Below are 20204 nucleotides of genomic sequence, written 5' to 3' on the forward strand. Positions count from 1 at the left end.
ATCGCCCTCGCAGCCACCGTCATCTTCTGGCTCTGATCAGTGAGTCCTGACCCTAGCGGGAAAGGCGAAGGTGCCAGCGTATAGCGCGAGATCCCAACGGTCCTGAAGCGGACGATCGGCAAAGCTTTCCATGCTGGTGCCGTCGATGCCTTGTTCCAGCACCTGATAAAACGCGAACCTGCTGCGCTCGCGAGCGCGCGCCTTATCGATGAATGCGATCGGTGGAGGATCTAGCCCGACCGACTTCGGCCCCTTTCCGTCCCCGGTCATGGCGTGGCAGCTCGCGCAGTTCTGGTTGAACAGCGCTTGCCCGCGCGGGTAATTGGGGGCGACGGCCGGGGCGAGCGGCACAGGATACGCGGCGATGAGATCAGCAGCGAGGCTGCGTGCGGCGGTTCCTACCGCTTCGGCGGGGGCCTTGGCCGCGATCAGCCGCTCCAGTGCAGTAGCCCGGCGCGCCAAATCGGCCTTGGCAGACGAGGATGCCAAGCTGGTTATCCGCTCGCGTGCCGAGGCGGAGAACTCCGTCATTTCAGCATATTCGGTCGGACTGACGATCTGGCCGCCCTTCACCGCTTCGGGATAGTCCACTGCGACGTAATCGAGCAGCCGCCATGCCGTTTGCACCGGGGCGGTCGTCTGGGCGCTGGCCGGCGAAACCAGCATGATCGCAACGAACATTGCAATAAGCGCACCGACCCAGCCATGGCGACTAAGTAGCATTAGCAGGTTATCGGCGAACTTCGCACTGCAAGACCGCGATACAGGAGCGATGGCTGGCCCGTTCGCGGCGACCCGGTTAAGGTTCATCGATCGCCTCTTATGCCGTCTAACAGGGCGACTACATTTCAAATAATGTTGAACCATTGGGCTGACCATGGATGAGAATCAAGCGCTGACAGCGTTCGCCGCCATCTCGAATGCGACCCGGCTGCGCATTGTTCGGCTGCTGGTCGTAGCAGGCGCAGACGGCCGCTCTGCTGGCGCGATCGGCGAGGAGCTGGGCGGCACGCCGCCCTCGCGCCTGTCCTTTCACCTTAGCCAGCTTGAACAGGCTGGTTTGGTGGTGAGCCGTCGCGAGGGACGGTCGATCATCTACAGCGCGATTTTCCCGGCGCTGTCGGACCTGGTGGCCTTCCTCATGCACGATTGCTGCGAAGGCCATTGCCTCGTCTGCGATCAGGCGATCGAGCTATTTGCGAAATGTACAGGACGGCCCACCCCGGCCGCCCGGGTGGTCCAGCGTGCTTGAGGGCAATCACGCGCGCTCTAGTCGGCGGCTTCCGCGTGCCATCCCAAACATGGCGATGCTGGCGACAGGACTATCGGCCGATTGACGGTCGCGGATCGCCCGAAGATCGGCGGTTAGCTGCGTTTGACCGATGTCTATCAGTACGTACCCGGCTTGCTCCACGTCGGAGAACCGTATGTGGCCGTTGTTGGCTAGAGCGTCGCCGAAGCGCCCCTTGGGGGGTGAGGCCGCGGCTAGCGCGGACGTGACGATTTCGCCTGCGACCGGGCGCCCGCCGCTGTCGTTCAGGTCGTTGACCCAAAAGGAATGCACATCGCCGCTCAGGACAAGTGGGCTCGTGACGGTGGATCGTGACAGGCCCTGCAGGACACGGCTTCGGTTCGCCGTATAGCCGTCCCATTGATCACTGAACGTTGCTCTGCCTGCGCTATCAAGAGCAAGCGGCGCGAAGAAAACTTGCTGTCCGATCAGCGTCCACGGACGATGCTCGCTGGCGAGCCGCTGGTCGAGCCAGCGTTCCTGTGTTGCCCCCATGATCGTCCCCGTCGATGCCGCGGCCTCCGCACATCCGTCTAGCCGGACGTTGCGCGCTATGCCGGCAGGAGCGCAGGGTGACGGACTGCGGTACTGGCGCGTATCCAACACGGAAAGTGACGCAAGGTCGCCCCAATCGACGGCTCGATAGAGCCGGGGCGTACTGGCACCGTGCCATATGCTCGGCCGGATCGGCATATGCTCGAAGTATGCCTGGTAAGCAGCGGCACGTCGCGTCGCGAACATGGCAGCGGGTTCGCCGGTCCGATTGGCAAGATTTGCATAGTCGTTGAGGACTTCGTGGTCGTCCCACGTCACTACCCACGGGCAGGCGCGATGGGCGGCCTGTAGATCGGGGTCCGTCTTGTAGAGCGCATGCCGCTGCCGGTACCCGCCAAGGTCCAGCGGCTCCGACGTGCCAAACGAGCGGACCTTTGCCTGATCGGGATAAGTTTGCTCGTAGATGTAGTCGCCAAGCTGGAGCACTAGGTCGGGCTGCTGCGCAATCATGTCGCGGTAGGCTCCGAAGCGAGCCTGCTCCCAATGTTGGCACGACGTTACCGCTATCCGCAGCCGAGCGGACGTTTGCGGTACGGTCGTCGTCCTGCCGATGGGGCTCGTCGCCCCGAGCGCGTGAAAGCGATACCAGAAGGCACGACCAGACGGCAGCCCACCGACCTCGACATGGACGCTGTGGGCGGCTTCCGGCCGTGCGGGTAGGACGCCGCGGCGGACGATCGTTCGAAAGCCGCGATCAGCAGCGACCTCGTACCGCACCGAGACGGCCTTCGCATCGAGCGGAGCAAGGCCGCGCCCGATCAACCGCGTCCATAGGACAAATCCGTCGCCCGACGGATCGCCGCTGGCGACGCCAAGTCCGAACGGATCAATATCGGTGCGTGCATGAGCATCGATGGGCGTCGATGGCATGATGGCTAGCGATGCCATTGCCATCATGACAGCGCGGCGATGCCAGGTTGGGTGCAGCGTCTCGAGCATAAATCCTGAGTACGCCCCTGGCGTGACCTGCTGATGACGAATCGCCATATTGTCACGAAAGTGTCGCCGCTTCGCAACGCTGTCGCCATCAGAGGTCCCTAGCGGCGTCATTTCAAGACTTGGTGAAAAGTCTGCTAAAATCCCAGGGGGAATAGATGATTTCGAAGACGCTCCTGCTGAGCTCCGTCAGCGCCTTGCTGTTGGCCGCCGGCACGGCCCAGGCACAATCCGGTGCTCTACCAGAACGCCCGGCTGCCACAGCGTCTGAAGGCGCCAGCGCACCAGATGCCTCGGAAGACCAGGGAGAAATTGTCGTCTATGGCTCTGGCCGTGTGAGGCAGGAGCAGACTGTCACCAAGGCAGCTATCGACATTCTTCCTCCCGGCAGTTCGCCCCTGAAGGCGGTTTCACGGTTGCCGGGTGTGGCGCTGCAAAGCTCCGATCCGTTTGGCAGCTACGAGCTGGGCACGCGATTGTCAGTGCGCGGCTTCAATCAGAGCCAGATGGGCTACACGTTAGACGGCGTGCCGCTTGGGGACATGTTCTACAACGGCCACAACGGCTTGCACGTCAGCCGCGCAATTGCGGCGGAGAACATCGCGCGGGTAGACGTGTCGCAGGGTGCCGGCTCACTTGCGATTGCTTCGACTAGCAACCTAGGCGGCAATCTCGAATTCGTATCGCGCGCGCCTTCCGAAACGATCGGCGGCGAGATCGCCGGCACCTACGGCATGTACGACACTGTGCATCTCTACGGCCGGATCGATAGCGGCCTGCTTTCCACTGGCACGCTAATCTCGGTGTCAGGCGTCTATCACGATGCTGACAAGTGGAAGGGGTTTGGCAAGCAGACCGATCGCAAGATCAATGGCAAGGTCGTCCAGCGGATCGGCGACGCCACGCTGACCGGGTGGCTGAACTACTCGCTGCATAAGGAGCGGAACTACGCCGATCTCTCACCGGCGACGCTCGACCGCATCGGCTACGATCTCGACTTCCTTCGGCCGGACTTCGACACGGCAGTCCTGCTGTCGCAAGTCAGTGCCAATCAAACGGCTGCGGCCGCCAGACGAGCGTTACCATTCCCCACGGCCGGCGTGGTCTTCCCCTCGCCCTATACCAATGTAAACGACACCTATTACGACAGCGGTGGCTTTCGTAAGGACTGGCTGGGCGCACTGACGCTCAACGTGCCGGTGGCAGACTGGCTCGATCTCGGCGCAACATACTATCACCACTACGATCGCGGCAGCGGCGGCATTTACACGCCGGCGGTGTTCAGCCCAGATGGCTTCCCGCTGTCGGTCCGAACAACCGAATACGGCATCAACCGGGATGGCGGCATAGCGCGTGCGACTGCTCGCCTGGGCGCGCATACGTTTCAGATCGGCTACTGGCACGAAGACAATGATGCAACGACCGACCGTAGCTATTACGCGGTAAGTCAAACAAATCGGCCTGACGTGACCGATCTGCTGAAGAGCCCGTTCCGCAGCGACTTCCTCACCGATCTCACCACGGTTACCAATCAGTTTTTCGTCAGCGACAGTTGGCAACTTAGCGATGCCCTGACGATCGCGGGTGGCTTCAAGGGCGCTCGGGTCGAGAACGGCATCACAACGACCTTCGGCACTCCGTTCATCAACGGGAAGATCGCCGCGAAAGACTGGTTCCAGCCGCAGATCGGCGCGACCTGGCGCGTTGGACGGCAGGAGTTCTTCGCCAATTATGCAGAGAACATGCGCGCCTATATCAGCTCGTTCCGCGGCCCCTTCGGCACTACGCAGGTCGGATTCGAGGCTATCCGCGGCGTGTTGAAACCGGAGACATCGCGAACGGTCGAGGGCGGCTGGCGTTTCAATGCTGGTCCGCTGCGCGGTGTACTGGCTGTCTACGACGTAAAATTCGAGAATCGGCTGCTCGCGGCATTCAGCGGCGCCAACATTCTTGGAAATCCGAGCGTTCTTCAGAACGTCGGTAGCGTGACCAGCCGGGGCGTTGAAGTCGCAGCGACGTACCGAGTGATGCCCCGCCTGTCGCTGATCGGTTCTTACTCGTACAACGACAGCACTTACGACGACGATACCGTAAACGGAACGGCCACCGTGCGCACCAAGGGCGTTCGAACGGTGGATACGCCAGCTCATCTGGCAAAGGGCGAGATCAACTACGACGACGGCAGTCTGTTTGGTAATCTGGCGGGAGGGTACACTTCGCGGCGGAACGTTACCTACACCGGCGACGTCACGGTTGATGGCTATGTCCTGGTCGATGCCGCGCTCGGCTATCGCTTCCCCGCAGATGGGCCGCTTGCCGGCCTAGAGCTCCAGATCAACGCCGCAAACCTTCTCGACAAGAGATACATTGCGGCACTTGGATCGGGGCAATTTTTCAACACCGCAGCATCGCTCAACAACACCCTGCAAGCAGGATCGCCACGTCAGGTATTTGGGACGATACGGAAGCGGTTCTAAGGTATGCGAGGCGGCCGGCACCATAGGGCTGACTTGTCCGGGTGCCGGTCCGACTCTCGCCCTCTACGATTCACGTGGGCCGGTTCCCGCTTCCGTTGCGTACGTGGGATTTGGGAATGTGATGGCTTTCCCGAAATACCATCCCATGCGAGACGGGATCGCTACGCGTTGGGGTGTCATTCCGCCCCCAACCGGACCCAGCCACCAGCGGCGCATTTTTCAACAGCCCCGGTCGTTTTTCTGATTACTTTGTAGCGTGCCACAAGCCTGATGGACGCCTTTCCCGGAACGGCCTCCTCACAGGTCATTTTGGTTGCGGCAACTCGTCGGCAAGTTTTGGGGCTGCCGCTATATACTCATGCGTGGGCGGGCCTTAATAGCGCGCCGCTTCCTCGCCTATCGAGAAAGCGGCGCCAGTCTCCGCCTGTTTAATCTTTCAACGACGGCTCAATTTGGAGCGTCAGCAGTAGCAGGTAACACCGACCGTCACGTTGTTCGGTGCCCAAGCCGTCAGCGGGGTGAAATACATGTTAGTGACAGGGCCGGGCGTCGGATTTCCCCCGTCACGTCCGTGAACCTGTCCGAGCGCAATCGACCCGGTGAAGACCGGGCCACCACTATCGCCTTCAAGGCTCTGCCGCGGATAGGTCGAGTTACTGTTCATTCTATAGAAGGCACCGTAACTATCCGTATAGGTGTATGGGTCGGTGTAACCGCATGTCTGACCTGTCGATCGGCCATACTTGCAAATATACTGCCCTTGCGCGACACCTTGCGCTCCAGTGACGGTAACGACCCCAGCACCGTTATAGAACTTCGGAACAACCAGATAGTTGTTTCCGCCGGAGAATGTGTGCCACTGGCTATCCACGCCGTTTGACACCCATTCTTGGCGAAATGCGAGTGAAACCCCGGTGGTTTCATCCCTGCCATTATTCTCGCAGTGGCCTGCGGTCGTCACGCCATAGAGCGAGCCGTTGGTTTGTTTGACGTTAAAGCCTCGCGTACATTCATTGATGTCGCCGTTAGAGAACGTGCCGCGATAGTTCTGGCCGCCCGGAACCTCCGTTGCCGTGAGAGCAATGCCGTCGAATTGCTCTATCTGCGTTCCAGGCGCCGCACGAAATCGTCCGCCAACAATCGCCGCGAGGGCGGAAGTGGGATCTTTCACCAATAATTTGATTTGCCCCGTTCGCGCATTGGTGGCGATCGTAGCGTTTGAGCCGAGCGATGAGAGATATCCCCGCGCCTGCGCCCCTATCTCAGACTCTCATACTGGTGCAGTGCGAACATCGAGAACGCTGGCGAGTTCACCTTTGCCGGCGAACTGACGTGCGGCGTTACCGATCGCTTCGAGGTCCGCAGCTACACCATAGATAGCAACACGGAAGTCGGATCCCGTAGTCGCTTCGGCCCCAGCGAAGCCTTTGGGAAAACGTGCCGAGAGCGCGGGCGCCAGACGCCCCAACTCTCCCATGATCCGCAAACGTCGCGACGCCTCTGCAACAGTAAGGCCCTCCGTCTTCGAGAGCTGTTTGGCAGTCGCATCGTCAGGATCGTTGAACGGTTCGTCAAACGTTGCAAGTCGAATGGTTTTCGTGTTCGATACGGCATGCGCTGCCGAAATCGCGACCGAGGCGAGGACGCAGGCTGCGCCAAGCCGAAAAGCACGCTTCTTCATCACCCTTCTCCTTCAACATAGCTACTGGTTACGTACGGACCTCCACATGCTTGGAGCTGCTGATATGCCTCTGGATCGCCTTGCAGGAACTCGATCGACCCATCACCGCCGCGGATCGTAACCTGCATTCCACTTTTGAAGAGGCGGCCATCGGGTGCCTTCACTGCCTTCGCGGTGCTGTCCCACACATGACCATGAGGCCAGATCAGCGTCCGCTTTGATCCAGAAACCATAAGGTAGGTACAGTTGCCGCGGTACGACAGCCGGCCATTTAAATGTTCCGGGATCACGATATCGGTAGGTGGAGATGCCGCTACGTACGGCGCTACAGCTGAGCATGCAGAAAGTTGAATGCAGCCGGTAAATACAAACAATCCCTTGAGAGCCACGGATCGTATGATAAAGCGAAACGGCATCTCTTATCGCTCCACCTGAGCGATATCACGCGAGACGACTCTGCTAAACGATACCCTCACCGGGTCGTTTGAAATAATGCTGTATGTTGGACTTTTGTCTGGCGTCAAGCCGCTTGCGCGCAAAGCTTTGTTGACTGGTTCGCCAGCGATCCGATTTAACACTTGCGGCAAGTTTGAGCTGCTAAGGCCCGAAAGCTCACCCTTGATTTCGCATCCGGCTGATCGACAATCTACGGAAATTTGCGTGGGAGCGCCAGCCGAGGCAAATACTTCTCTGATCTTGCCTTCGGTACCCGGTGCCCATGCGAGATCGCGGCTTTGGCTGTGAAGGGAACGCCGGACCCGTTCCGGATCGCCTGAAATATCGAATGCGCTACTCTTCTCCTCTGTGGTATCGGCCACGCGTGAGGAGATAGCGCTGGGGGTCAGGGAAGGCAATGCAGAGGAGCCGGTGACCACCTGGACCTCGCCGCGCTTATCGCTATAGGATCCAGATTGACGAAGAACCAGGGAACTGACAACGCCAAGCGCCGCCAAGGCAATAGCCAAAACGCCTAGTAGCCGAGGTGACTTGCGCCTTTCCATCACCGCAGGCTCCGATTAGCTTTGATATTAATTCCAGGCTTTAACATGCGATGTGTACAGCACGTTTGCTTCAAATTGATGTCACAGCAGTTGAAGATCGCTGAAAAAGGCCTTGGTGGAGGTTGACCCGATTTGGTTTACACCAAGCTCGCCGAGCTCCGAAAGCTGCTGCATGGTGGCCTCGACCCGGTGCGGACCCGTGAACTCACCGACGAGATGAGGGCGGCAGGGTTGCCGCTGTGATGGCGCCAAACCGGCATCCTGCGTCAGCGTATCAGCATTGTGCGTCCGTCTCACCGATCGTGCGCTGCGTCTCACGCAATGTGCGTCGAGCAACGCCATCCGTCTCAACTAATCTGCGCCGAAAACTCCCCTCTATTGCGCGTTTGGTCGAGCATCATTGCAGGCCGCTATAGATAGCGTTCTGCCAGCGTGCCTCCGAGGGAAAGGGCGTCATCCCATAGCCGGCTGACATTGCCGGAAGAGACGGCAGGAGTATCGGTATAGCTGAAATGGTCGCGAATGGGCACGCGTCGGAGTTCACGCAGAACGTCTTCCCGGTCGCATCCGGCGAAGCAGGTCACTAGAATTCCGCGATTGCCCTGGCGGATCGACAGGCTTGGGGTGCTGTCGGAATGCGCCGGGCAAAGGCACATGGCGGTTCTGCCGTGCCATGTGCCGCCAAGTGCGCCAACAAGATCGATGAGTTGCTGCGAAGGTCGTTCGGCTGTGAGGGCCATGATCGGCTCCTTTCACAACCTCGGCCCCCCTCCCCTTCTCCACGAACACCGTTTTAGAGGTTATCGGAGAAGCAAGACGGAACAGATCGCGCGATGGGTCGTGCGAGACGCGACTCTTTTCATGTCTCGAAAGCAGTTGTTGGAGCGAATAGTCCCGGCTCGAGCCGAATCGCCGTGGACTGAGAGGTTCCATCTCTGACGCTGTGCCCGCCAATCATCTTTGAGATGATTCGCGTTGCTGTGAATGCCCGTTGTCTGAGCTTCAAAGTCGGACAAGACTTGAGGATAAGTCCTCAAGCGGCGCGTGCTGGCGAGTGACTCATCTTGATTTTCGTCCGGGTTTATAGGCGAAATGATACACACGCGGATGGTCCGGGACTCGGGGGCAATAAGAGGGCTTGTCCCTGCGCACGCCGGGTCAGGTCACCCTATTTGACTAACCACCCTGCATTTGGCATATCTGTCCGGGATTAGGGGCCATTATGCGGTGCTTTTCACGAACCGTGGCCGGTTTGGGTTCAAAAAGGGGACATGCCCATGCTGTCGGGTCAGATTCTCGATGCGATGATTACCTCGTGCGAGAATGCCAAGACCGTGCTGCGACAGGCGGCCATTGATCCATCCGATCGCAAAACGCTGAACATTTCAATGGGGGCGACAGTCGCCGCTGAATTGCTCGGCCGAACGCCGGAAGCGCTTTCCAAGGCTGAGGCGCGCGGACGCTTGCCCGCCCCCAAGACGGCCACCAACGGACGCCGATTCTACACGGTCGAAGATTTGATCGCCATTCGCGAGAAGCTCGGCATCAAGATGGGTAAATTGCCCTCCGAGCGCGCGGTCGTCATCGCCGTGCAGAACTTCAAGGGCGGCGTCAGCAAATCGACGACGGGCAAGCATCTTGCAGATTACCTTGCGCTGCGGGGATATCGCGTTCTTGTTGTCGATTGCGATCCCCAGGCGTCGATGAGTGTTATGTTCGACGTCAATCTAGAGGCATTGGTGGACGAGACGCACACGCTCTCGAACTTCCTCTCCCCCAGAATCGACGAAGCCGATTCGCTGCGAAAGACGATCCAAAAGACCGCGTGGCCGAATATCGATATCTGCCCCGCCAACCTGGGCCTCCAGGACACCGAGTGGGAACTGACAGCAACCATCGAGGAGGGCCCTACCGCCATTGCCGGCGCGTTCCGCATGCTGAGAATTGGCCTGGAAGAGGTCCGGCACGACTATGACGTCGTTATCCTCGATCCTCCCCCTGCCATGGGCTTTTTGGGCGTGAACACGTTGACGGCCGCGGACGGCTTGCTGATCCCCGTGCCGGCTCGGCAACTCGATTATCTTTCGACAATCCACTTCATGCAGACCTGTCGCGAAGCGATGGACCTCGTCTCGAAGTTCGACACTTCGATCGACTACGGGTTCATTCGCGTCGTCTGCACCATGTTCCAGCCCAACAGGACCAACGAGGCTCAAATGCTTCAGGTCATGGAGAAGACCTACGCTGGCCAGATGCTGTCGACGCCGATACTCCTGTCGGAAGAGATCAAGAATGCCGGGTTGTCGATGTCGTCGATCTACGAAATCAACAAACCATATGGGTCGCACCAGACGTACACGCGGTGCCGTGACAACCTCAACATGGTGTTTCGCGAGATCGAAAAGGATATTTGCAAGCAGTGGCCGTCGCGTATGGCGCAGGTCGGCACCGACAGACTGACGGAGGCGGCATGAGCAGCGCAGGGGGCCGGCGTCGCAGCCTACTGGCGAATGCCATCGAAAGCATCGGCACGACCCCTGCCCCCACGTCCGTGGCCGAAGTCGCGGATGCCGAGGCGCTGGTCGATCGCGATAAGCCGGTCGACGAACCTTCGACGCCCTCATTCCTGGAGCGGCGTGGTATTGCGTTCGATGAAATCGCCCGCACGGTCAAACGTCCGACTATCCGTCTGAAGCCCTCGGAATGCTCCATCTGGCCGGGCAATGCTCGCGATCATGCGGCGCTGAGCCACGAACGCTGTGCCTCGCTCATTGATTCCATCCGCGAGGAGGGGACGAACCGCGAGCCGGTTGTGGTGCGGCGGACGCCGAACGCCGAGACCCCCTACGAGTTGATCGTCGGCACCCGCCGGCATTTCTCGGTTTCCTGGCTGAATGCCAACAACCATAGCGAAATCGAGCTCGTAGCGCGTATCGAGACGCTCGATGACGAGGCCGCTTTCCGGCTCGCCGATTTGGAAAATCGAGAGCGCGAGGACGTCACCGATTTGGAGCGTGCGCGCAATTACAGGCACGCTGTCGACGCATATTACAACGGGGTTCGCACGCAGATGGCCGATCGCTTGGCCATCGCCAAGCAGAACCTCCACAACCTCCTCCAGCTCGCGGAGTTGCCGGACGAGGTCGTGGCAGCGTTCGCCGAGCCCGGAGACCTCAAGGTCCGACACGGCATGCGGCTCTCGCCCCTGCTGAAGAACGAACAGCACCGCGACGCGATCATCGCCGCAGCTATAGCCCTCGGTGCCGAGCAACAGGCGCTGAAGGACGCTGGAAGCGACAAGATTGAGGGTATCAAGGTCTGTGAGCGCCTGGCCGCAGCCGCAGTGGCTCCCGCGGCGTCGAAGAAGCCTGTACCCCGTGCCAAGCCGGCCCTCACCGCCGCCTCGGGTCGCGAGATCGGACAGGTTCTTGCTGATACACGGGCCAAGGGAATTACGATCAACATCAACCCCAAGGGCACAGCGTCGGTCGACGAGATCCTCGAAGCGCTCCGCCCTGCCCTTGAGAGTGCGAAGTTCAGTCGAAATTGAGTAAAATCTAGTTTAACGCTTTATTTTCAATTAGTTGGCTCCCGGTAAAATGCGTTTTACCGATGCCACGGGACACGAGATGCAACAGGATCACCGCGAAGACGGTCAAGTAGACCTCTTTCTCCCTCAGCTGACTGCGCTTCCTCTTCGGGATCAGCGCGAAACGATGGAGCGGCCCTTTTTCTCGCTGTCGAAGCGCAAGCGACTCAAGCCGATCGACTATGTCAGTCCGGATCGTAAGATCACCGTCCATGTCTCCGCTAATTCGGAATATGGTCTGGCGACTATCTACGACCTCGACATACTGATTTACTGCGCGTCAGTTTTGATCGAGCACAAGCGGCGAGGTGCCAACGACATCCCGCAGACGCTCCACGTCGTCCCATACGACATGCTGAAGACTCTGAAGCGCGAGGTTGGTGGACGCGCTTACGATCTTCTGGGCAATGCCCTCGACAGGCTCCAATCGACCACGGTGAAGACGAACATCCGCTCAGGAGATGCCGTCGAGACCACCTTCTCCTGGATCGACAGTCACAGCCAGCTTAAGGATCGGTCCGGAAACGTGCGGGGAATGAGAATTACCCTCGCGAAATGGTTCTACGACGGGGTGTTGATGGACGGCGGCGTGCTCGCCATCGATCCGGCTTATTTCTCGCTCACAGGCGGGCGCGAACGCTGGCTCTATCGGGTCGCGCGCAAACATGCGGGTGGGGCCGGAAGCGACGGTTTCGCCATCTCGATGCCAACGCTCTTCGAGAAATCCGGCGCGGAAGGCGATTATCGGCGCTTCAAGTTCGAGATGACCAAGATCGCTCGGGAGAACGATCTGCCAGGCTACTCCCTGGACATCGAACAGCGTGACGATGCCGAACCGCTGCTGCGCATGACCAGGCGCGATCGCGAGCCGTCCGAGGAGGGCAAGCCCTCCCCTGCCCTCGCCCAAGCCTCGCCTGCGGCCGTCAAGGAAAAGGCGCCCGAGGAACCGGCTATCTCCTTCCCCTCGAGCGGGCATATCTCGCATTCGGCATTCGGTGCGATCGCCCGCGCCAACCTGCCCAGCCCCCAACGCGACCACGGTCTCGTTGGAGACGATTTCCGGAACTTCCTCCGGCAGCGCGAGATAGCGTTCGACGCGAAGAACATCACACAGATATTCGCGACCTTTTGCGCGAAGCAGCGTCCGGTCAACTGATCGACGCCGTAGGCGCAATCCGCCAAAACGGTCTTTCAGGAACAGGGTCGAGAATGGCTCGCGCGCGCACGTCAACTTATCCGTGTGGACCGTTCCCGAAGTAACGAGCCGGGCCCCGGACCCGTCTGTATGGCGCCCCATCAAATGTGCGTGGGCTGCGAAGATCCAACCACGCGCGATCCTTTGCCAGCCTTCTTCTCGGATGAGCTTTGCCGGGCACAGCTGCGCCAGCGGGAGGATCGCCCGTTCCACCTCTCCAGGCAGCCGTCACGGTACTTAGAGAACGGCGCTTATAGGGTGGGATTTGTGATCAGATTGCCCGGATCTGATAGCTGAATCACTGACCGGCTGACGCCGGTAGGATCAAGCGGTGGGGCTGAAGCCGTCCTTGTGGGTATGTCGGTCGAGGTAACGCATGATGATGTCATCGGTGATGTTGCCGGATGTGGTCGAGAAGTAGCCGCGCTGCCAGAAGCGTTGGCCCCAATATCGTTTGCGGATGTGCTCGAATTCCTGTTGGATCTTGCGGGATGAGCGCCCCTTGGCCCGGCGCACGAAGTCGCTGACCGAGACGTGCGGCGGGATTTCGACGAACATGTGTACGTGGTCCTTCGACAGCGCGCCGTTGATGATCTTCACGCCCATCTCGGCACAGACCTGACGGATGATCTCGCGCACCCGTAGCCGAACATCGCCGATCAGCACCTTGTACCGATACTTCGGCGCCCAAACGAGATGGTAGCGATGATGGAATGTGGTGTGACAACCGGACCGATACGCCATAGCCTGTAACCTCGGGAAAAGCGGAAGCTTCACGCCTTCGGCGGCTTCCGCTTTTCCCGAGGTTACAGGCTAGCACGCGAGTCTGTGGCTGAAGCCAGTATCCGACTGAAGTCGGAGGGGTTCCTCCTTGCTAGAGGACTCTAAAGGTCAAACTGTCGACGCTCCAAAGAGGCTGGGGAGGGGAGGGGGAGTCATCCTCGCTGCTTCGATGCCGTTCCTGAAATACCGTGAATGCTTCGACTGCAAACGCCTCCGGGAGCGCTAGACATCCACAATCGGCGCCCATCGCCTGGCCAAGCCCCGTTCTCAATGTACCGTCGAGATCACTGGCCGGCTCCCGAGAAACCTCGAAACTTCGCGGTCCAGGCAGCCGAGCGGGATGCGCTCAAGGCAACAAAACGTCGAGATCATCGCCGTTTTAGGTCAGTTCCGCAGGGTCCCGTTCCTAAAAGACCGTCAATGATTCGCCCAAGGACTCGGGAGGGCCGCGGAAATGCCGCTCGACTCCTCCGAACACAGGGCGGCCTCGCCTGACGCCTATAGTTCGACAACGAGCGCTGCCGGGTGTAACATGCCTGAAAGGCACGGAAAACAGCCACTTTGCGGACGAGTAAAACGCGTTTTACTCCCTTGGAGACGTCCTGTGGCCCGCGCCGTGCCCACGGTATTTCAGGAACGGGGCACGGTACATGAGGAACCGAATCACGGTTCAATGGGAACGCCCCGCAGGGTATTTCAGGAACGGCCAAACGGTATAATGGGAACGGCGCTGAACTCCCGACTCGCGCTGAATCGGCGAGTCGCGAAAGATCCATCCACAGCTTAACTTTTTATCCTATTCTCTAAAGAGATTAACACGCCTGCGGCGCTCCCTTCTTTTGAAGAATTGATTGGGAAGAAGGGGAAGGGACGATCGCCGCGCACTAAGCACGTCGTCCACCCAAAAAGCTCCGTCGCGTGCGTCGCCTCACACACCCGACCGCAGATCGACGTCGATTATCGCGGCGCCTAGACTCCTTGCAAGCCAGCCATCGCGGAGCACCTCACTACGCTCAGGTCGCCGAGGGCACCGTGACAGGAGCCATTTTCCAAGACCCGAACGAAGTCCGACCTGCACTGAGCGCCGCCAGCAGCCCGCACAGCGTGTTTCCGCTCTCGGCTATCCCCACGGCAAGCAAAGCGCCCAGAAGGCCGCTGTGGGGCCTTCCTGCCAAGCCTGATCACGAGAAGCATGCCGTTGTGGGTCAGAGAACCCGTGGACTGGACATTGCAGCTACCGCCTTCAACTATCGATAGACGATAGCCGCCGACTGCAGAGCTCGTGTTTCACCACTGGGACAAGGGGAACGAGACCGCGCTCGCCGGCAAATCAGTTCTTGCTGCATCCAGCGCTATGAATTGCGAACAGGGGAGGGGAGGCAGCTACCCCTTTGGTGAAAGGTTTGCCGGCGCACCTCGGTAGAGAGGCCCCGGCCAGCCGACGACATTCCAATCGTTCGACAGAAGGATGCTCCGGTTGATAGACCGGTTCATCAGACCGGGCGGCAAGCGAAAGATCCTCCTGCGGACTGTCGTTCACAAACTCTCGGCGCGATGCTGGAGAAGCTTGTCGATGTTCTCCATCTCGCGATCGAAGGCATCGAAGACCTCCGACAGCTCGCGGCTCGCTGGCGGGGGAGGGACCACGTTGCGCGGCCGTCCACGCTTGGGCGCTGCAAAGCCAAACTCGATGGCAAGGTCCGTGCTCAGGAACACGCGCCAGGTCCGCCGCTGGGTGATCTCCACGAGCAAGCCGCAGTCGACGGCACGGCCCAGCAGTTTGCTCGCGCCGGCAACGCTCATGCTGAGCAGCTCCGCCAGCGACTGAGGCGAGAGCAGTGGCCGGTGATGGAGGAGGGCCGCGAGCCCCGGGAGGTGGCCAGGTCGATATTCCGCGACGATCGCATGCTGGGCCGCGCGATGGAGCTTTTCCAGCTCGTGCAACCGTGCGAGGTTTGCGGTGGCGCTTGCCTCAAGGCTGCGCATGGCCGCATACCAGTCCTCGTCTCCGACAGTTCGCTTCAGCCTAAACGCCTTCACGCCGCCCACGAGGCAGGGCAGGGGAGTGGTCACCATCCCCTTGTCGCGCAGAGCGAAGGGCAGCGAGAGCCAGGGCAGGGCGGTGCTGTCGAGACGCGCATGCTGGCGGACCCGATCGAGCGCGCGGATCAGCGGCGAATGGTCCGCGGCTATCTCGATCTCGCCGATCGCGGTCGGAAGCGCGTCGCGCCAGGCGAGGGGGTCGGGATCGCGCAGCGCCGCTTCCCAGGCGGGAAAGCCATCGAACAGGTCGAGGTTGGTCGACCGCAGCGGCCGGCCGGGGATTTGCAGCCCGCAGCCCCAGGAAAATACGTCAATTTCGTCGATCTCGGCCGATTGCAGTTGCAGGGCCCGGGTGTAGCCACTCCAGGCGGCGCGGCGTGCCCAGGCCGATGCCACCGAACTAACGCAAAACCGGGCATCGAGACGCGTAATGGCGGCCGTGCAGGAGGCGATCGCGGAGACCATCTTCGCGCTGTAGGCGGGGCCGTAGCGGCTGTTCGAGAGAGGCGCGTCCACGCCGTCTTTTAACCCAGAGCTGCTCTCAGTCAAATTGGCTCGTATGCGTAGTCGTGATAATGGGAGATTATCACGACCCTATTATTATGAGAAGGACCGGGCTATGTCTCGCCGTCATGGCGAAAACGGCCCTCACCCGCAGGCAAAGCACGCCGCCCGCCGGCGCCGACGACGTCGTGGGCGAGGTCCGCGCGCTGGCTATCGACAAGGCGGCGGTCGATCCGCAGGTCATCGCGGCCGCGGCGCGGGCCTGGTCGCCGAACACGATCCGCGCGTTCCTTTCCGACATGAAGCTCTGGGATGCTTGGTGCCGGCGCACCCGAGTGCGGGCAGGGGAGGCGACCGCCGAGACCGTCGCGGCCTATGTCCGCGCGCTGTCGGGTCAGGATCATGATGAGGCGACGCGGGCGACGCCGCAGAGGGCGGCCGCGACGATCGCGCGCTATCTCGTCAATATCGGCTGGGCCTATCGCATGGCGGGGCTGGACGATCCGACCGCAGCCCCGCTCGTGCAGCTCGAGCACAAGGCGGCGCGCAAGCTTCTCGGCACCCGCCAGACGCAGGCGCGGGGTATCCGCTACAAGGGCGATGTCAGCGATCTCGACGCGCCGGCGAGCGGCGTGAGCCTCGCGGTCCTCCTCAAGGCCACGCGCCGCGATCTCCTGGGCGCGCGCGATCGCGCGCTACTGCAGGTCAACTATGATACCGGCTGCCGGCGCTCCGAACTCGCGGCGATGCGTATCGAGCATATCGACGGGCCCGACGTCGACGGGGCAGGGGTGGTCGAGATCGGCCGCAGCAAGACCGATCAGGAAGGGCAGGGGGCTCTCGCCTATCTCTCGCCCGCGACCATGCGCGCGATCGCTGAATGGTGCGACAAGGCCGGGATTGCGCGCGGGGCCCTGTTCCGGCGCGTCGAAACCTGGTTCGATGGCTCGATCCGCGGTGTGGGAGAGGAGGCGCTCAACCCCGGCACGATCACGCTCATCTACAAGCGGTTGATCCGCCAGGCATTCGACAAGAAACTGCTGGGGGCGATGAGCGAGGCCGAGCTCGAGCGCTGGGTCGCGGCCGTGTCGAGCCATTCGATCCGGGTTGGCGTGGCGCAAGACAATTTTGCGGCAGGAGAGAGCCTGCCCGCCATCATGCAGGCCTATCGCTGGCGCGATCCCAAGACGGTCATGCGCTATGGCGCGAAGCTGGCGGCCAAGAGCGGAGCGAGTGCGCGTCTCGCGAAGCGTTTCGGCGGTGAATGACAGGTTTTAGCTGTCCGCGTTTGGACAGTCGCAAACCGATGCCCTGGCGCGGTTGGGCAGTGAGCGACACCGACATGCCTCAACGACCGAAGAAGCGAGCTCGCCGTCGGGCCGGCCCTAGCGCGCACCGATGGGGGCGAAGCCGCCGACCGGCGGGAACGCCTGTGCGCACTGCGACGTTCTTCTCGTCAGCGCGAGCATGCGTGACTGAACCTCTCCGGCTCGAAACCAAATCCCAAAGTGGAGGGCGGCATGGCCCGCATGTCGAGCGATTTCTTCGTCCAGCGCCTCAAGGATTGGGGCGTGAGCCGAATCTACGGCTATTCTGGCGATGGCATCAATGGCGTGCTGGGGGCGCTCCAGCGCGCCGAGAAGGAAGGCTCGGGCATCGAGTTCATCCAGGTCCGCCACGAGGAGATGGCGGCCTTCATGGCGACGGCGCATGCGAAATTCACCGGCGAGCTCGGCGTCTGCCTGTCGACCGGCGGTCCGGGCGCGACCCACCTGATCACCGGGCTCTATGACGCCAAGCTCGACCATGTCCCGGTCCTCGCGATCGCGGGCCAGGCCGAGAGCACCGTGCGCGGTGCAAGCTATCAGCAGGAGCTCAATCTCGACCGACTGTTTGCCGACGTCGCCGCCTATGTGCAGGAGGCGAGCGCGCCGGCGCAGGTCCGCCATGTGACCGATCGCGCGATCCGGATCGCGGTCGCGGGCAACGCGGTCTCAACCATCGTGCTGCCCAAGGACATACAGGATACGAAATATGAGGAGCCGGGCCAGGCGCACGGCTTCACCCGCTCGGGCACCGGCTATGCACATCCGATCGTCGTCCCGCAGCCCGCCGATCTCGCGCGCGCGGCGGAGGTACTGAATGCAGGCGCCAAGGTCGCTATCCTGATTGGGGCGGGAGCCCGCGGCGCGTCGGCCGTGGTGACCGAGGTCGCCGACCTGCTTGGCGCCGGCGTCGCCAAAGCGTTGCTCGGCAAGGATGTCCTGCCTGACGATCTGCCGTTCGTGACCGGGGCGATCGGCTTGCTCGGGACCAAGCCATCGTCCGACCTCATGCGCGAGTGCGACACGCTTCTGCTGATCGGCACGGGCTTTCCCTGGGCCGAGTTCCTGCCGAAAGACGGGCAGGCGAGGGCCGTGCAGGTCGACATCGACGCATCGATGCTGGGGCTGCGCTACCCCGTCGAGGTCAACCTGCATGGAGATGCGGCCGAAACGCTGAAAGCGCTGATCCCGCTGCTCCAGCGCAAGGATGATCGCAGTTGGCGCGAAGGCATCGAGAAGGCGACTGCGCAGTGGTGGCAGACGCTCGAGGAACGCGCCATGGCGGAAGCAAAGCCCGTCAATCCCCAGCGCGTGGTCTGGGAAATGTCGCCGCGTCTGCCCGCCGACGCGATCGTCACCTCGGATTCGGGCTCATGCGCCAACTGGTACGCGCGCGACTATCGCGTGAAGGTCGGGCAGCGTGCCTCTCTCTCGGGCGGTTTAGCCTCTATGGGCGCTGCGGTTCCCTATGCGATCGCGGCCAAGTTTGCTTATCCTGATCGGCCCGTCGTGGCGCTGGTCGGCGACGGCGCAATGCAGATGAACAATCTGGCCGAACTCATCACCGTCCAGAAATATTGGAAGCAGTGGCGCGATCCGCGCTTCATCGTCTGCGTCTTCAACAACGGCGATCTCAACGAGGTCACGTGGGAACAGCGGGTGATGGAAGGCAATCCGCGTTTCCCGACGACGCAGGATATTCCGGACGTCCCCTACGCGCGCTTCGCGGAATTGCTGGGGCTTGGCGGCATCTACGTCGATGATCCATCCGCGCTTGGGCCGGCGTGGGAAGTTGCGCTCTCCGCCGATCGCCCGACGCTCATCGAGGTGAAGACCGATCCCGAGGTCGTGCCGTTTCCACCGCAACTGACGCTCGAGCAGGCCAAGGGTCTGATGAGTTCGATGGTGATGGGAGACAAGGGCCTGGGCACGATGATCGCCGACACGGCGCGCCAGCTCCTGGTAACTAATGCGCGATTCAGCGGTTAATGGACCGTCAGCATCTTGCTGCTAGGTGGTCGGCATGCCCCAAGCGACACTTCAGGCCTGGCTTTCACTCTATGCCGCGGTCGGCGTCATGGTGGCGCTGTGCGCTGTCCTCGCGATGATAAAGACCGCCTACGATTATCGTCTGGGAACTAGGAAACTCCCAACTGCGACCGTCCTCGATAAGGTACTCGTTGCACCCCGGTTGTGGATACGTTGGCAGATCAACTATCTGCTCGGCGCGCCGGCGATCCTCGGAATTGCGATCTATTACGCGCACTACCTCGGGTTCGATACTCTTGTAGATGTGTAAGCGAGTAACTGGACCCCCCTGCCCCGGAATTCCTGTCGACCCACTGCCAAACCGGCGGTCTGAATCGATGCTGTCCTGAACGATCCGGTGCTCCACCCTCGAGTGATCGCTGCGACATAGTCCATCGTCTCGCGAAACGGCGGAATACGGCGCATCGATCGAACGCGTCCTGGACCTGCATTGTACGCGGCCAAGGCTAGATCGACCCGCTTGAACTCATCCAGATGCGCGCGGAGGTATCTGGCCCCTCCCCTCAGGTTCGACAACGGATCTCTCGAATTGAAAACCCCAAGTCCACGCGCTGTACCGGGCATCAATTGGGTAAGGCCAACGGCGCCCTTCGGTGATACGATCAATGGGTCATAGCGGCTTTCCTGGGCCACCAGTGCATCGAAAAGCCCGACTGGCACACCAGCTTCGCACGCCACGGCCTGGATCAAGGGGTAATATTGAGCCCGCCGAGCTTCGAGTGAGCTGCCCCCTTCTGAGTGGTCCATCGACTATTACAGTCTGGACCAAGGAAGG

General features: G+C 61.1%; 17 protein-coding genes and 1 pseudogene. 8 read left to right on the forward strand and 10 right to left on the reverse strand.

All coding sequences use genetic code 11. From position 1 onward, the window contains the following. Positions 1–36 precede the first annotated feature (36 nt). Positions 37–810, reverse strand: coding sequence for a cytochrome c (locus tag Q0U08_RS07360; RefSeq protein ID WP_242417701.1), 774 nt, complete (start codon positions 808–810; stop codon positions 37–39). 67 nt (positions 811–877) lie between these two features. Here Q0U08_RS07360 and Q0U08_RS07365 point away from each other — a divergent pair, with 67 nt between their 5' ends. Further along, a complete protein-coding gene (locus Q0U08_RS07365) occupies positions 878–1252 on the forward strand; it encodes a helix-turn-helix transcriptional regulator (protein ID WP_066760075.1) in 375 nt (124 codons plus the stop codon). Between the two features lie 6 nt (positions 1253–1258). Here the strand turns inward: Q0U08_RS07365 and Q0U08_RS07370 are convergent, their stop codons facing one another. Then, positions 1259–2785, reverse strand: a complete 1527-nt coding sequence (locus Q0U08_RS07370; protein ID WP_242417702.1) for an alkaline phosphatase D family protein — start codon at positions 2783–2785, stop codon at positions 1259–1261. Between the two features lie 155 nt (positions 2786–2940). Between Q0U08_RS07370 and Q0U08_RS07375 the strand changes: the two genes are divergently transcribed. Then, positions 2941–5259 carry a TonB-dependent receptor gene (locus Q0U08_RS07375; protein WP_082731070.1) on the forward strand — a complete coding sequence of 773 codons (2319 nt, stop codon included), beginning with the start codon at positions 2941–2943 and terminating at the stop codon, positions 5257–5259. 460 nt (positions 5260–5719) lie between these two features. Here the strand turns inward: Q0U08_RS07375 and Q0U08_RS07380 are convergent, their stop codons facing one another. The 5 genes and pseudogenes from Q0U08_RS07380 to Q0U08_RS07400 all read right to left on the reverse strand — a co-directional run. Continuing rightward, entirely contained in the window at positions 5720–6433 is a 714-nt protein-coding gene (locus Q0U08_RS07380) for a S1 family peptidase (RefSeq protein WP_125962617.1), read from the reverse strand. Positions 6434–6529: 96 nt separating this feature from the next. Then, on the reverse strand, positions 6530–6940 hold the full coding sequence (locus Q0U08_RS07385) for a hypothetical protein (RefSeq protein ID WP_037447418.1): 411 nt from the start codon (positions 6938–6940) through the stop codon (positions 6530–6532). Next, on the reverse strand, positions 6940–7356 hold the full coding sequence (locus Q0U08_RS07390; RefSeq protein ID WP_125962616.1) for a hypothetical protein: 417 nt from the start codon (positions 7354–7356) through the stop codon (positions 6940–6942). Before Q0U08_RS07390 ends, Q0U08_RS07385 begins: the two co-directional genes overlap by 1 nt. Before the next feature lie 3 nt (positions 7357–7359). Further along, the gene (locus Q0U08_RS07395) at positions 7360–7941 is read right to left on the reverse strand and encodes a hypothetical protein (protein ID WP_137787967.1); all 582 of its coding nucleotides are present in this window, start codon (positions 7939–7941) and stop codon (positions 7360–7362) included. A gap of 413 nt (positions 7942–8354) precedes the next feature. Next, positions 8355–8681, reverse strand: a pseudogene (locus tag Q0U08_RS07400) (virulence-associated protein E); the annotation flags it as partial. A 537-nt stretch (positions 8682–9218) separates the two neighbouring features. Here Q0U08_RS07400 and Q0U08_RS07405 point away from each other — a divergent pair. The 3 genes from Q0U08_RS07405 to Q0U08_RS07415 all read left to right on the forward strand — a co-directional run bounded on the left by Q0U08_RS07405 (position 9219) and on the right by Q0U08_RS07415 (position 12686). Beyond that, positions 9219–10415 (forward strand): AAA family ATPase, encoded by a 1197-nt coding sequence (locus tag Q0U08_RS07405; protein ID WP_029623213.1) that lies wholly within the window; start codon positions 9219–9221, stop codon positions 10413–10415. Further along, positions 10412–11491 (forward strand): ParB/RepB/Spo0J family partition protein, encoded by a 1080-nt coding sequence (locus tag Q0U08_RS07410; RefSeq protein ID WP_010408848.1) that lies wholly within the window; start codon positions 10412–10414, stop codon positions 11489–11491. The genes Q0U08_RS07405 and Q0U08_RS07410 overlap by 4 nt, the downstream gene beginning before the upstream one ends. Before the next feature lie 79 nt (positions 11492–11570). Then, entirely contained in the window at positions 11571–12686 is a 1116-nt protein-coding gene (locus tag Q0U08_RS07415; RefSeq protein WP_029623214.1) for a replication initiator protein A, read from the forward strand. 363 nt (positions 12687–13049) lie between these two features. Here the strand turns inward: Q0U08_RS07415 and tnpA are convergent, their stop codons facing one another. Continuing rightward, positions 13050–13469, reverse strand: coding sequence for an IS200/IS605 family transposase (gene tnpA, locus Q0U08_RS07420; RefSeq protein WP_010408862.1), 420 nt, complete (start codon positions 13467–13469; stop codon positions 13050–13052). A 1575-nt stretch (positions 13470–15044) separates the two neighbouring features. After that, positions 15045–16067, reverse strand: a complete 1023-nt coding sequence (locus Q0U08_RS07425) for a hypothetical protein (RefSeq protein ID WP_242417703.1) — start codon at positions 16065–16067, stop codon at positions 15045–15047. 116 nt (positions 16068–16183) lie between these two features. Between Q0U08_RS07425 and Q0U08_RS07430 the strand changes: the two genes are divergently transcribed. From Q0U08_RS07430 to Q0U08_RS07440, 3 genes are all read left to right on the forward strand, one after another. Continuing rightward, on the forward strand, positions 16184–17323 hold the full coding sequence (locus tag Q0U08_RS07430; protein ID WP_010408866.1) for a tyrosine-type recombinase/integrase: 1140 nt from the start codon (positions 16184–16186) through the stop codon (positions 17321–17323). A gap of 252 nt (positions 17324–17575) precedes the next feature. Then, positions 17576–19369 carry a thiamine pyrophosphate-requiring protein gene (locus Q0U08_RS07435; protein WP_037447408.1) on the forward strand — a complete coding sequence of 598 codons (1794 nt, stop codon included), beginning with the start codon at positions 17576–17578 and terminating at the stop codon, positions 19367–19369. Between the two features lie 34 nt (positions 19370–19403). Then, positions 19404–19679 carry a hypothetical protein gene (locus tag Q0U08_RS07440; protein ID WP_010408871.1) on the forward strand — a complete coding sequence of 92 codons (276 nt, stop codon included), beginning with the start codon at positions 19404–19406 and terminating at the stop codon, positions 19677–19679. Here the strand turns inward: Q0U08_RS07440 and Q0U08_RS07445 are convergent. Further along, positions 19646–20176 carry a lytic transglycosylase domain-containing protein gene (locus Q0U08_RS07445; protein ID WP_279333572.1) on the reverse strand — a complete coding sequence of 177 codons (531 nt, stop codon included), beginning with the start codon at positions 20174–20176 and terminating at the stop codon, positions 19646–19648. The genes Q0U08_RS07440 and Q0U08_RS07445 overlap by 34 nt on opposite strands. Between the last annotated feature and the right edge of the window lie 28 nt (positions 20177–20204).

The organism is uncultured Sphingomonas sp. (assembly GCF_946477935.1).
Taxonomy (GTDB): Bacteria; Pseudomonadota; Alphaproteobacteria; order Sphingomonadales; family Sphingomonadaceae; genus Sphingomonas.